Raw genomic sequence first — 13,021 nt, 5'->3', positions numbered from 1 at the left:
CTCCTATCCAATCAAGGCTGAGTCCCGGTCTTCACCGGAGCCTCAATCTCGTGGAATGCTTTTTTTAGTATGGAATAGCTCTGTTTTTTTCGTTCGTGATAACCGACCTGCTCCCAGCCTTGCCATGTATACATCGGGAGCTTCGTCAGTGCATAAGCGTTTTGTCCGACGATTTGTTTCGTCGCCGTATCCACGAGGAACGGCAGGATACGTATGCCTTTCGTCGTCTTCGTTGTGAAGCTTTTGCCATCATCTTCATAGCTCATGACGGACAAGGAGCTCGGGTCTGTAAATCCAAGCAGCATCCACGGCACTCTCAGCTCTACCACTTTTCCCTTCGCTTGCCACGAGGTTCGTGAGTCGTACTTCGGGTCTTGGGCATCTGTCGTTCCCCGGGTCAGCTTTCCGACCTCGACTTCCTCCAACGGATAGTACTTCTTGCTGTCTGGCGGCTCCATCTCCAGGCTAACGGCCAGCTTCCACGGCTTGAATATCCCGGAATCGTCTTTTTTCTCCTCTTCCTTGACTGCAAGCATGCCGTAGCGTTTCCCGTATAAGCGTGCATGAAAGTCGTAATTGGCAGCGATTTGAATCTGGCTTTCATCTGCTTTTCCCAACGCGATTAACGTCTCTAGCCCCTCATCCAGTGTCAGGCCGGGAAGCTGCACAGCATGCTTGTTCCCGCCAGGAAGCGTATCAACACCTACATAGAGCTGTTGTTTAGCCGGGTCAAACTCTTCCTTCAACTGAGCAAGGAAATAGACGTACCCTTCATCGTGTGTCATCCAGATTTCGTCAACACCTGGAACTTGAACATCGAGGCGTTGCTTCTCTTCCGGCAAGAGCTGATCCCAATCTGTGCGATTCCCATCAATGGTCAGCACGCCTTCTTTGTTCGGGTACATGCCCAGGACTCCAAACAGAGACTCGTTGGTCAATACGTTGATCCACAGGGAGCGCCGATCTTCCGGCAACTCAAAGCGCATCGTGTTCCATGTTTTTTTGAACCACTCGTCCTGCCAGACAAATACGATTGCTCCCGCATACCCTTCTTGATGGATTTCTTGCAAAAGCTCGGCGTCAATCTCTCCCTGCTGCTTTTCTGAATGCCCCCCCTGATTGCGCCCCAAATTTCCCAGATGGGCGACTCCCACCGATGCCGGGACCCCGAATTCCGTCACCATGATCGGCATGTTTTTGTGATACTGCTTCAGTTGTCGCAAATACGCTTTGTACGTATCGATTTGCCCTGCATCGTTCTTCAACTGTTGCAGGGTAGTGTCGTAACGGAAGAAATCCGGATAATACGGGTACACGTGATAGGAAGCGAAGTAGCCTGCCTCCCACTGTGTTGGCTCTATATGGGTAGAATCGACACTGACCAAATCTTCATGATGGATCGGCTCTCCCGGATGCGATAAGGGGTCTGTTGTCACCCAATTGGTGAAAGTCATCGGATGCTGCCAACCGTATTTGCTCTCCTCCGTTGCGACGGTATCCACCATTTCAGCAATCCATGTCTCAAAAGCGGTTGCATTCGGTGTCCCGTGGAAGTACTTCCCTTGATAGGATGCAACTTTTTGATGCAGGCGGTTGGTGTTTTTCACCATCACGGGGTCCCACTCGGTCCCTGTGTGCCAACCGATCAAGTATTTGCCCGCATTGGCACGGTATGTACCACTTGCCTTTCCCGGTTTTCCCGGCAGGGTGATGTCTCCGTAGACAGCACCGACTGCATCCTTGATTTCCTGTCGAAACTCCTCGCGAATCTCTGGCAAATAGGCGTCTTTCTTTTCAATCAACAGCTCTTCTGGACTCCAAATGCCCTGCATCAAATAGAGAGGGTCCCCTTCTTTTTGCCGATTGTAATCGACCAGTGCTTCATAAAAGACAGGAGAATGGATCGTATACACACGAATGACGTTCGCTCCCATCTCGTCGATCATCGCGAACCAGCGCATGTAATCCTCTCTAGATATGGGAAGCTCACCCGGATAATGACCCGGTAGCGATGCCCCCAGATTGACACCTTTCGCAAAAAAGGGCTGCCATTTCTGATTCTGATAGACTTCGAACAGCTCACCATTCGTGCGAAATTTTAATTGAGCACCTGTAGTCGTCTCCATGCTTTCGACACGATCTGCTGCCCAAAACCACCAGAAGGCACTTGCCCCCACCACGATCAGCATGGTCAAGCTCATCCAGCGCCATCTTTTCTTTTTTGTTGGCTCCATTTCTCGTCAACCTCCGATATGTTGCCACGTCACAGTCATTGTAAACATAGGGAGCAAATCGTTCCCATAGACAAAATTCACTATAGTGTCTTTTTCAGATTTGTCATGAAAATGTAATATTGGGACAGATTCGCCTCCATTGTCCTACGTTTTTTGGAGGGAAGTCCTGCAACCGGGACGGTCTTCTGACCCACATTTTTTGCCAACTAGGTACATTTACTCCTTCCTTTTTTTTCCTTTTTACTTGTAAAAATAGTAGGTTGCTACTATTTGAAAGGCGTTGAATTTTTTCGATTTAAGGGATTATTTACAAAAAGAATACAAAGTGTTTCGCAGCTTGATTCTGAAGAAGGTTTGTTTATAATAGACATAAAAGGTCTATAAAGGTGGCAAATAAACATGAATCAACATATCGATGTAGGGATTATTGGTGGAGGACCAGCAGGTATGAGTGCCGCTCTCGCACTTGGCAGGGCAAGAAAAAGTGTCGTCGTTATCGATGAAGGCCATCCGCGCAATCGCGTTACACGTGAGTCGCATGGCTTTCTTACGAGAGACGGCATCACTCCGAGCGAATTTCGTCGCATTGCAAGAGAGCAAATCAGCGCCTATCCTTCCGTTCACTTTGTGGAGGATACAGCGGTAACGATTACGGGACAAGATGGAAATTTTCTCATAACGACTGCACAGGGAACGACTTATCAAAGCAAAAAGCTACTGTTCGCAGTGGGAATGAAGGATCTTCCTTTACCTGTTAACGGATTAGCAGAAGTATATGGAAAAAGTGCTTTTGTCTGCCCTTATTGCGATGGATGGGAATTACGCGACCAACCACTTGTCTTGATAGCAAACGGAGGGAAAGCATTGCACTTGGCAAAAGTGCTATCTGGTTGGACTAATCATTACACCCTCTGCACCAATGGACCAGATGAATTCACGGAAGAACAAAGGCTGGAGCTGTTGCAGCATCGCGTTCCTGTCTTTGACTCCCCGATCGAGCGGATTGTATCTGTCGATGGGAAGGTGCAACGTGTTGAGCTTACAGATGGCAATAGCATCTCGTGCACAGGGATCTTCTTTGCCCCAAAACTCGTCACTGGATCTGACTTGCCACAAGCATTAGGCTGCCAGGTAACGGAAGCCGGAACGGTCATCGTCGACAGCTTTGGGAAAACGAGCGTACCGGGTGTCTACAGTGCAGGCGATGCAGCAACTACACAATACCAAGTGATAACTGCTGCTGCTCTAGGCTCTGCGGCTGGAATGAGCATCAACAACGAACTTCTTGTAGAGGCATGGAATCGTCAAAGCTAGCTCTATCCCTGGCGCGTTCTTTCTATAAAAAAGGAAGGACAATCCCTCCGACTGTAATAGACGGGTGGGATTGTCCCTCTTCTTTCTATATAGAAGCAATGCTCTTTCTTTTATTACAGCGTCTTCTGTCCTGGCTTCCAATTCGCCGGGCACAGACCCCCAGCTTGCAGGGCTTGCAAAATACGAGTTGTCTCTGTCACGCTGCGGCCCACGTTCATGTCAGTTACCACTTGGTAGCGCAGAATGCCGTCTGGATCGATGATGAACAAGCCACGGTGAGCTGCACCGGTCTCTTCATCAAGAACGCCATAAGCTTGTGCCGTCTCTTTTTTAAAGTCGCTCGCGAGCGGGAAGTTTACTTCACCGATGCCGTTTTCATCGCGCGGTGTTTTGATCCATGCCCGGTGCGTATGTACGCTATCCGTGGATACACCCAATACTTCGCAATCCAAATCTTCGAACTCTTCCATGTTGTCACTAAACGAAGTTACCTCTGTCGGGCAAACGAACGTGAAGTCGAACGGCCAGAAGAACAAAATCAGCCATTTTCCTTTGTAATCAGCCAGCGACACACGTTCTTCCAGTGTCTCGAGGTTTTTGGTCGTGAGCATGTTAAAGTCAGGTGCCGGTTTTCCTACTTGAAGTTGTACAGTTTGCTGTGTTGTCATGGTTGTCATGATACATCTCTCCTTTTATATGGTACCTGATGAAATTTACTTCGCAGCCTCTTCCAATACTGCCAGTGCTTTTTTGATACGGGTCGGGTTGAAGCCCAAAATTTGCTTTTCACCAATGACTGTCAAGGGAACAGACATCACGCCTAAACGGCTCAGCTCCTGAAAGTACTCTTCTTTTTCATCGATGTTTCGCTCTTCGAAAGAAATGTTTTGTTCTGTCAAATACGATTTTAATTGCTGGCAGAAGTTGCAATGTGTGCTGGAGTATACGATTGCTTGAGCCATGTTTGTTTCTCTCCTTTTTCTTCTATTTGTACTGTGGAACAACTTTGGAGCGCTTGTTGATGTATTTGTCTACAGCCATAGCCGCAATGGCACCGTCTGCCGCAGCGACTACTGCTTGCTTCACAGGTGTTTTGCGCACCTCACCCGCTCCAAATACGCCTGGAACAGAAGACTGCATGAACTCATCTAAAATCATAAATCCTTCCTCATCGAGGGAAACTTGCCCATCCAAGAAATCGGTACCCGGCTTGCTGCCTGACAGGAAGCCGAAAACCCCGTCTACGGACAGCATTTCTTCCGTTCCTTCTGCTGTGCGAATGCGCAACCCTTCGACTGACTTCTCTCCCACAATTTCTAATGGGCGGGTACGAAAATGTATTTCCGTGTTCGGCAGCCGAGGTAGTTCATCGACCCCTTGAAGATCAGCGCGCGGCACCAAGAAAGTGATTTTGTCCGTAAATTTGGTCAGTGCATGCGCTTCTTCCAATGCTTCCTCCGTATCACCGATGACCGCAACATGCTTGCCTTCATAAAAAGCTCCGTCGCATGTCGCGCAAGTGCTCACGCCTCGTCCGAGCAATTTCTCTTCACCTGGAAGCATACGGTTACGTCCTTTGGAACCAGTCGCGACGATCACGGCCTTCGCTTGGAAAGTACCATGAGCCGTGAAGATGCTTTTTTCCTCATCCTCCACATCTACCGCAGAAATCGTAGTCTGGATGAATTCTGCACCGAAGCCCTCCGCTTGTCTGCGCATTTTATCCAATAGTTCTTTCCCTGTCATCTCGCCTTCTACCCCTGGGTAGTTGGCGATTTTATGTGTCAGGGCAAGCGCACCAGTTCCGGGTGCCTTATCAATGACAAGCGTCTTTAGATTTCCACGAGCTGTATATATGGCAGCAGAAGCACCAGCTGGTCCTCCGCCGATGATGATGACATCATACATGAACGGCCCCCCCTTTTCTCATCAGTAGATTATAATCATTATCAATTAGGAACAATTATCATTGTACTTGATATAACTTTAAAGTCAATATCTTTTTATAATAATTTTAAATAGGGACAATAAGGTTCGTCACACTCAGCCCCTGCATACTTGTCTGTATTATTTTACGATTCCGAATTCAACCCATTTCGTTGACGAAACAAGTAATTCAGGATAAAGTACCACTAATACTTGAACGCACAAAAGCAAAGAAGCAAGAAAGCGCAAAAGTGCGAAAGCGAAAATATACTTTCTCACTGCTTTAGGCTGATTTAACAAGGAGTTGCCATTATGAACAAGCCATTATCTTTTTCGCAAAGTATTTGGGTGCTTGTCACCGTATTCGGAATCTTGTTTCCTGCCCTTTTTTGGGGCAAAGTTGAGCCGCATATGCCGCTCTTCCTCGCAACCATAGGAGCTGCCACTCTTCTCTTCCTGTTCGGCGTTCCGTGGAAGCAAATGGAGGAGGGCTTGATCAAAGGAATTCAAACCGCGATCGCCCCCATGCTGATTCTTTCCTTAATTGGAATTTTGATCGGGGTGTGGATGATGAGTGGAACCGTTCCGATGATCCTGCACCTCGGCATTTCGCTGATCTCACCGGAGTACTTCACACTCTCCGCCCTGTTTCTGACGGTGGTCGTCTCCACTGTTACAGGGAGCTCTTTTACCACCATTAGTACGGTAGGGGTCGCTATGATGGGGGTCTCGACAGCACTCGGACTTGATCCGTTGATTACAGCTGGGGCCATTATTTGTGGAGCTTGCTTTGGGGATAAAATGTCGCCGCTCTCCGACACGACCAACTTTGCAGCAGCCATTGCAGGCGTTTCCTTGTCGGAGCACGTCAAGTTCATGTCACGCACTGCCCTTCCTGCCCTTGCCATCACCGCGATTTTCTTCGGAATTCAAGGACAAAGCGCCAATGTGAATCTAGACGCCATTCAAGAAATCCAGCATGCTTTGGAACAAAATTTCTCGCTTAGCCTCTTATCGCTGCTGCCAGCATTCGTCGTCCTGTTATGCTCAGCGCTGCGAAAACCGATTTTGCCTACATTGGTATTCGGGATTTTGAGCGGGATTGTCACAGCTGCTCTTTCCGAAGGAGTTACCTCTCCGGTCCAATGGATGACTGTCATGCAAAAAGGCTTCACCAGCAATATCGCCAATGAAGCCGTTGCATCGATTGTGGACCGCGGTGGACTGTTGTCGATGACCTGGTCCCTCGCCTTGATTTTGATTGCCTTGTCGTTAGGCGGCATCCTGCAATACAGCGGTGTGTTTCATGCACTCTTTTCCGGATTCATCAATCGAATCAAACGAGACGCTGAGATGGTTGGACTTGCCGGATCTTCTTCTATTCTCGTGAATCTGCTGACAGGAGAACAATATTTGTCTATCCTGCTCCCTGGGCAGATGTTTCGGGAAGCATTCACAGCTCGCGGAATGGTGGGCAGACGACTGTCTCGTACTCTCGAAGACTGCGGGACACTCGTCAACCCACTCATTCCATGGGGGGTAAGTGGTGCATTCTTTACCGCTACCTTGCACGTATCTACAGTGGAATACTTGCCTTATGTCATCTACCTGTGGATCTCGCCAGTTTTGACGTTTCTATTCGCCATGCGTCAGCAAAAAGCTTAGCCGGCTGCATACACAGTCGTACAGTTTTTCCCTTTGCGCTTGGAGCGGTACAGTGCCTCATCTGCTGCCCGCTTCAAGCCATCTGCCGTGTTTGCGTCTTGAGGGTAGCGCGCAATGCCAACACTGACCGCAATCAAGATGCAGCAATCGTCCTGTGTTAAGGGACGCAAGAGCAAATATTCCCGAATGGCACTCGCCTTTTCCTCCGCCATCTCCATCGACGCCCCCGGGCAGAGCAGCATGAATTCATCTCCCGCATAACGATACGCAGTATCCTCTGGTCCCGCTACTTCTTTCATCGCTTCGGCAATTTGCTTAATCAATGCGTCCCCTGCATGATGACCATAATGATCGTTCACCGCTTTTAAGCTGTCTGAATCCAGCATGATCAAAGAGACAGACGTATTCTCTTCACTCAGCAGCTTTTCCAAATCACGATGGAAAGCACGATAATTCGCAATCCCTGTCAGCTCATCCTGAAACGACATCTGGTACATTCGCTCATACAAGCGCGCCGTTTCAATAGCACTTGCTACCTGAAAACCAATGATTTTCAGTAGTTCCTCGTGCTCTTTTTTATAGGCGAATTCCCGATAAGACTGGGCAGAAACAACGCCTTTGATCTGATTCCCCAGCATGAGTGGTACGAAAATGCATGTATTCGTATCCATTTCCGGGCTTCCCCAGCGGATCATTTCTAGCTCGCTTGGCTCGTTCTTCATCGTCTTGATATGGATGGTTTCCCGTGTATCAATCACTTTGGACACCATCGCTTGTCCGTAGGGAATCGTGAGCGGACCGTAATTGACCCCATTATCGATGCTGATCGGAATTTTGATCTCACTGTCGCCCTCATCATAAAAGGCAATAAAGAAAGCATCTGCACGCATCACGCGCGAGACCAGCTCAAATGCTTTCCACAAAATTTCACTTTCCTCAAACGTTTTCGCAAAAATGTGGCTGAGGTCATGTAAAATCTTCATGTGCTCGGAGATCCACATCATTTCGGTTACCTTATTTCGCAGCTCTACAATCTGCTTCAGCAGTTCTGCATGCAAGACACTGTCTTGTTCTGCCAGCATACTATCTACCTCACGAGATAGCGCTTCAACCTCACCAAGCTCGACTGCTTCTATGTTGCCGAGCCATTGGCTATAACGCTCCAACAACTGTCTTGCATACGCTTCTCTAACGTCGTGCTTCTCATGCATATTCAACCCTCCGGCTATTGGGTAGCTTTACGCTTTTTTTTCATGATATCGCTCAATAGCTGCACGGATGGCTTGCAAGACAGCTCCCTGACCAGGTGCTAAAAAACGTTCTTGGATCGCCTTCGTGATCTCCTGCATGCCATCTGCAACTGTCTTGCCTACAAGCAAGCTAACCAAAAACTCACTCGTCTTGTCCATGACAAAGGTAAAGCTGGCGTCGCAAATCACTTCGGCGTCTACATCAATGATGAGTACACAGCCTACCATGGTTGAAACCTCGTACAAGGTAGTTCCCTTGGGGATTTGGGCGAAGCCTGCTGTCAGTACTGTATTTTTGTTCATCCAGTCGTCCTCCTAGCTGCTGATGGGCAAGCATACCTCGACTGCCGTTCCGTTACCTGGGGTGCTTATCAACCGCAGCGTCCCCCGATGGTTCTCGATGATTTTGCGGCTCACCATCAATCCCAGGCCCGTCCCCGTTTCCTTCGTCGTGAAAAAAGCCTCTCCCAATCTCGCCAGCTGATGGGCTGGGATCCCCACTCCGTTGTCTTCAAACCGAATGACGACTCGATCATCTTCACATCGCAGTCGAATCACAATTTCTCCATTCCCTGCGGTCGCTTCGATCCCATTTTTCAAAAAGTTAATGAAAGCTTGCTTCAACTGATTCTCATCGCAATGGATCAAGGGGACTTCCGATTCGAAAACGACCTGAATCATGACCTTTTTCAAAATCGCCTCCGTCTCCAAGAGCGTAACCACATGCGTGATCAGGTTGGACAGATCGCGGGCTTCAAACACAGCCGTATGCGGCTTCGCCAAGACCAACAGCTCTGAGACAATCATCTCAATTCGCGCCAATTCCGAGCTCATGATCGAAAAATACTCCGGCTTTCTCATGCCATCCTTTTGCATTAATTGCACAAAGCCTTTTAGCGAGGTAAGCGGATTGCGTATCTCATGCGCGATCCCTGCTGCCAATTGCCCGACCAGCGCGAGTTTTTCCGAGTTTTGCAAAAATTCTTGCGCCCGTTTGCGTTCCGTAATATCCCGGATCAGTATGTACATGGAGAGCTTGTCCAGCATCGTCATGGATGTTCCACGCACTTCTACCTCCGTCCGACTGCCATCCAAACGGATTAGCTCGACCTCAATTGGCGAGGCTGTTTCCCCTTCTTCCAAAGTGCGGATGAGGCCCTTGATCTTCGGTACATCACGGGGATGGAAAAACGACTGAAATGGATACCATAACAGCTCGTCCAAGCCGGAAGCCCCAACCAGTTGCATTCCTGCTTGGTTGACGTATTGAAGCTCCCCAGCACGGAAAATGAACGCACCTTCACCGGAAATATCCAATACTCTGCACTGTTTGGAACCATAGCTGTCACCAAACGGGGCCGGGAGCCTCTGCACCATCGCATAATACCCAATTGATGTGCCTTCCTCCCCAAAAGCTCCATATGTAATATGCACGGGGATACTTGTGCCATCCTTATGACGAAAAGCGGTGAAAAAAGGTCTCGGATCACCATTCATCGCAAATTGTGTTTGAAGGCGTACCATCTCCTGTTCTTCCGAAATAGCCAGCTTCCAAAAGGAGGCTCCTTCCCATTCTTCTACGGAGTAGCCAGTCAACACTTGGCAGGCAGGATTGCCTTTAAAAACTCTACCAAATTGATCGAGCAGAAAAGTGGCCTGAATCATTTGATCAAAGAAGGAACGATAGAGATGACCACTTCTCCATCCACTGTCCAATAAATTTTTCATCGTGCCCCTCCCTCCTGGGACGAGAAAACGGCTACTCCAAATTACGGAAATAGCCTACAACGTTCTCAAATCCTATTCTCACCCAATTTTACCCTATTCGTTCTGTTGTTTCCATCCCTCGGAAAATTTAATTGTGTGATTTCTCTTCCAGTACCTCTGCACTGACTCGTAGTTGCTCTGCCATTTTTTCGCCAACAACGAAGCCCAGCTTTGTGAAAGCCGCTACCAGCGCTCCGACGACAGGTGGTACGGTGGGAATGATCGTTTGAAACGAAGCTCTCCCAATCAGTTGTTCGCGAAGGATTGTGCTGGACGTTAACAATCCTCCCGCTAAAACGACTGGTACAGGCTCCTGAACCTTTTTTAAGCAAGCATCGGCCAATTCTAGTAAATCCTCCACTGCTTGCATGATCAGTGTATTCGCCACCGGATCGCCTAGTGTCGCGGCTTGTTCTACGAGCTGACTCGTTTTTGCCAGCTCCATTCGCGGATTGCTTCCCCCGTATATCAGGCTGATCAGTTCATCAGGACGCTCAACGCCATAGTGGTCCATAAACAGTTGTGTCAGCATTGTCGATTCACCGCGCCCATCGTATTCGCGCAATACAGCGCTTGCCGCTTTTTTGCCCAAATCAAACCCGCTGCCCTCATCTCCTACCAGATACCCCCATCCGCCTACACGGTGCCGCGCCCCCTCTTTTGAAAAGGCACAGGCAATTGAGCCCGTACCAGCAAGGAGTACGATGCCCGGCTGCCCCCACGTCCCTGCGTAAAGAGCAGCGATGACATCGTTATCAATCAATAGCCGTTCTCCCCACTCATTGGTAAAGGCATACTGAATTCTTTCCTTGATCTGCGGACGATCTGCACCGCCAAGCCCAATAAACAGACCGGCTACTTCCTCTTCCTTGGCACCTGCCTTTATTCTCACAGCATCCATGAGTTGACGTAGTGTAGCTTCCACATCCCCCCAGCTTCTGGAGAGCGGGTTTGATGATTCCCCCACCACGATTGCCCCCACCTGTCCTGCCTCATTGCAGATGGCTGCTCTGGTTTTGCTTCCGCCCCCATCAATCCCGATAAACCACTTTTCCCCATTACTTGACTGCACCTGCCGTCAACCCCTCCATAAACTGCCTCGATGCCAGCAAAAACACGACGATCATCGGTAAAGCAGACAACGTGAGCCCTGCAAACAACAGGCTCCAATCCGTTTCATATTCTCCAAACAGCACCATCATGCCTACCGGGATCGTCTTGAGCGCTTCCTCCTGAATGAAAATCAACGGGAAGAAAAAGTCGTTCCACGCATGGATGAAATTAATTATGACCACCGTAGCCAAGGCCGGACGAATCAGCGGCAAGAGTACGCGCCAAAACACCTGAAAATGGCTACATCCATCGATCCGCGCCGCTTCCTCCAGCTCAATCGGCAACGTCCGAAAGAAGCCCGTCAAAATAAAAACAGAGATCGGAATCCCACTCGCCGTATAAATCAGAATCAGCGACCACAGAGAATTCAAGAGGCCGAGATTTTTCATCAGCAAAAACAAAGGAACGATCCCCAGCTTGATCGGAATCATCAAACCAATAATGAAAAAGAAGTAGAGCCCCGCTGTCCATGTAAAGGAAAAACGCGACAAGTAAAAGGCCGCCATCGCTGAAAAAACCGTAATGAGCAAGACAGACAGAGCACTGACGAATACACTGTTCCATAAAAAGTCGGCAAACGGCACGGCTTCCCACAGCTTTTTGTACGTATCCAAACTAAACGTCTTCGGAAGGGAGAGCGGACTCGCGAATATCTCCCTATTCGTTTTTAAGGAAGAAGAAATCATCAGTACGATCGGATATAGCGCGAGTAGCGCAAATAAATACGCCAGCACATAAGATACAGCTCTCCCACCCACAGTCATCTTCACATCGCATCCTCCTTTCCACTCAGGAACACGCAATTAGTGTTGGACCTCTCGTTTCCTCATCAAATAGAGCGACAACGCCGACACAGATCCGACGATGAAAAACAACACGACAGCCAATGCCGAACCGAGTCCAAGTGTGACATCCCCAGCTCCGCTGCTAAACGCCATGCGATAAAAGTAAACAGCTAGCGTATCCGTCGAATAAAACGGCTCACCCATCGAGCCTTGCATAGCGTAGACGAGCTCGAACGCTTCAAACGCCTGAATGAACGTAAATATCGTCATAATCGTAATGGCTGGCATGCACAGCGGCAAAATCATTTTCCACAGCATCCGCAAGCCTGTTGCCCCATCCAATCTCGCCGCCTCGATCAAATCCTCAGGAATCGACTGAAGCCCCGCCAAAAAGATCAGCATGGCAAAGCCTATGCCAAACCAGCAGTTAATCAAAATAATCGCAAGAAGCGCTGTATCTGGGTCCCCCAGCCATGGTCTGGCCCACTCCCCTAAACCAATTTTTGCCAAAAACGTATTGAGTGCCCCATAATTCGGATTCAATACTAGCTTCCATAAAAAACCAATTACAATAACAGACAACAGCCTTGGCATGAAATAAGCAATCTTGAGAAAGCCGGAACCTCGTATTTTGCGATAGATGAGAAAAGCCAGACCGAAGGCAATCCCATTTTGCACAATCATTTCGACCACAAAGTAGAAGACGTTATGCCGAAAAGCATTCCAGAACATTTCGTTGAAAGGCTCTACCGTAAACAGCGTAATGAAATTTTGCAGTCCGACAAAAACCCCGCGCTTGATGCCATTCCAGTCGTACAGGCTGTATAAGAATGCCGAGAAGATCGGGTACACGACAAACAACGTATAAATAACAAGCGCGGGCAACGGAAACAAGTGAATCAACCAGCGCACCTGCCCCTTTGTTCGAATGCTTTTTCGGTTTACTGTCTCGATGATACCCACCCCT

At 48.7% G+C, this 13,021-nt stretch carries 12 protein-coding genes; 2 read left to right on the top strand and 10 right to left on the bottom strand.

Annotation, left to right across the window (positions count from 1 at the left end; translation table 11 throughout):
- Positions 1 to 11: 11 nt before the first annotated feature.
- The gene (locus tag ACUUHJ_RS07415; RefSeq protein WP_472298567.1) at positions 12 to 2,234 is read right to left on the bottom strand and encodes a hypothetical protein; all 2,223 of its coding nucleotides are present in this window, start codon (positions 2,232 to 2,234) and stop codon (positions 12 to 14) included.
- Positions 2,235 to 2,633: 399 nt separating this feature from the next.
- Here ACUUHJ_RS07415 and ACUUHJ_RS07410 point away from each other — a divergent pair, with 399 nt between their 5' ends.
- A complete protein-coding gene (locus tag ACUUHJ_RS07410; protein WP_472298566.1) occupies positions 2,634 to 3,548 on the top strand; it encodes an NAD(P)/FAD-dependent oxidoreductase in 915 nt (304 codons plus the stop codon).
- Between the two features lie 113 nt (positions 3,549 to 3,661).
- Here the strand turns inward: ACUUHJ_RS07410 and ACUUHJ_RS07405 are convergent, their stop codons facing one another.
- From ACUUHJ_RS07405 to ACUUHJ_RS07395, 3 genes are read right to left on the bottom strand one after another with little or no spacing between them, the layout of a single operon-like run.
- Complete coding sequence (locus ACUUHJ_RS07405) at positions 3,662 to 4,216, bottom strand: peroxiredoxin (protein ID WP_064202527.1); 555 nt, start codon at positions 4,214 to 4,216, stop codon at positions 3,662 to 3,664.
- Between the two features lie 45 nt (positions 4,217 to 4,261).
- Positions 4,262 to 4,510, bottom strand: coding sequence for a glutaredoxin family protein (locus ACUUHJ_RS07400; protein WP_012685077.1), 249 nt, complete (start codon positions 4,508 to 4,510; stop codon positions 4,262 to 4,264).
- A gap of 22 nt (positions 4,511 to 4,532) precedes the next feature.
- Positions 4,533 to 5,456 (bottom strand): NAD(P)/FAD-dependent oxidoreductase, encoded by a 924-nt coding sequence (locus tag ACUUHJ_RS07395; RefSeq protein WP_472298565.1) that lies wholly within the window; start codon positions 5,454 to 5,456, stop codon positions 4,533 to 4,535.
- 330 nt (positions 5,457 to 5,786) lie between these two features.
- On the opposite strand from ACUUHJ_RS07395, the gene nhaC reads away from it, so the two are divergent.
- On the top strand, positions 5,787 to 7,139 hold the full coding sequence (gene nhaC, locus ACUUHJ_RS07390; protein ID WP_289676690.1) for a Na+/H+ antiporter NhaC: 1,353 nt from the start codon (positions 5,787 to 5,789) through the stop codon (positions 7,137 to 7,139).
- On the opposite strand, the gene ACUUHJ_RS07385 is transcribed toward nhaC, so the two are convergent.
- From ACUUHJ_RS07385 to ACUUHJ_RS07360, 6 genes are all read right to left on the bottom strand, one after another.
- On the bottom strand, positions 7,136 to 8,350 hold the full coding sequence (locus ACUUHJ_RS07385; RefSeq protein ID WP_472298564.1) for a sensor domain-containing diguanylate cyclase: 1,215 nt from the start codon (positions 8,348 to 8,350) through the stop codon (positions 7,136 to 7,138). The genes nhaC and ACUUHJ_RS07385 overlap by 4 nt on opposite strands.
- 27 nt (positions 8,351 to 8,377) lie before the next feature.
- A complete protein-coding gene (locus ACUUHJ_RS07380) occupies positions 8,378 to 8,692 on the bottom strand; it encodes a DUF3870 domain-containing protein (protein ID WP_007725309.1) in 315 nt (104 codons plus the stop codon).
- A gap of 12 nt (positions 8,693 to 8,704) precedes the next feature.
- Complete coding sequence (locus ACUUHJ_RS07375) at positions 8,705 to 10,117, bottom strand: ATP-binding protein (RefSeq protein WP_289676688.1); 1,413 nt, start codon at positions 10,115 to 10,117, stop codon at positions 8,705 to 8,707.
- Between the two features lie 127 nt (positions 10,118 to 10,244).
- Positions 10,245 to 11,228 carry an N-acetylglucosamine kinase gene (locus tag ACUUHJ_RS07370; RefSeq protein WP_289676687.1) on the bottom strand — a complete coding sequence of 328 codons (984 nt, stop codon included), beginning with the start codon at positions 11,226 to 11,228 and terminating at the stop codon, positions 10,245 to 10,247.
- Positions 11,215 to 12,039 carry a carbohydrate ABC transporter permease gene (locus ACUUHJ_RS07365; RefSeq protein ID WP_472298563.1) on the bottom strand — a complete coding sequence of 275 codons (825 nt, stop codon included), beginning with the start codon at positions 12,037 to 12,039 and terminating at the stop codon, positions 11,215 to 11,217. Before ACUUHJ_RS07365 ends, ACUUHJ_RS07370 begins: the two co-directional genes overlap by 14 nt.
- A 33-nt stretch (positions 12,040 to 12,072) precedes the next feature.
- Entirely contained in the window at positions 12,073 to 12,966 is an 894-nt protein-coding gene (locus ACUUHJ_RS07360) for a carbohydrate ABC transporter permease (protein WP_289676685.1), read from the bottom strand.
- Positions 12,967 to 13,021 lie beyond the last annotated feature (55 nt).

This window comes from Brevibacillus schisleri, assembly GCF_055685845.1.
This window is presented reverse-complemented; position numbering and strand designations above follow the sequence as displayed.

Bases quoted from the DNA above. Each gene is read 5' to 3' on its own strand.
- ACUUHJ_RS07395 (WP_472298565.1), bottom strand. From the start codon at position 5,456: ATGTATGATGTCATCATCATCGGCGGAGGACCAGCTGGTGCTTCTGCT.
- ACUUHJ_RS07385 (WP_472298564.1), bottom strand. From the start codon at position 8,350: ATGCATGAGAAGCACGACGTTAGAGAAGCGTATGCAAGACAGTTGTTG.
- ACUUHJ_RS07405 (WP_064202527.1), bottom strand. From the start codon at position 4,216: ATGACAACACAGCAAACTGTACAACTTCAAGTAGGAAAACCGGCACCT.
- ACUUHJ_RS07380 (WP_007725309.1), bottom strand. From the start codon at position 8,692: ATGAACAAAAATACAGTACTGACAGCAGGCTTCGCCCAAATCCCCAAG.
- ACUUHJ_RS07375 (WP_289676688.1), bottom strand. From the start codon at position 10,117: ATGAAAAATTTATTGGACAGTGGATGGAGAAGTGGTCATCTCTATCGT.
- nhaC (WP_289676690.1), top strand. From the start codon at position 5,787: ATGAACAAGCCATTATCTTTTTCGCAAAGTATTTGGGTGCTTGTCACC.
- ACUUHJ_RS07415 (WP_472298567.1), bottom strand. From the start codon at position 2,234: ATGGAGCCAACAAAAAAGAAAAGATGGCGCTGGATGAGCTTGACCATG.
- ACUUHJ_RS07410 (WP_472298566.1), top strand. From the start codon at position 2,634: ATGAATCAACATATCGATGTAGGGATTATTGGTGGAGGACCAGCAGGT.
- ACUUHJ_RS07400 (WP_012685077.1), bottom strand. From the start codon at position 4,510: ATGGCTCAAGCAATCGTATACTCCAGCACACATTGCAACTTCTGCCAG.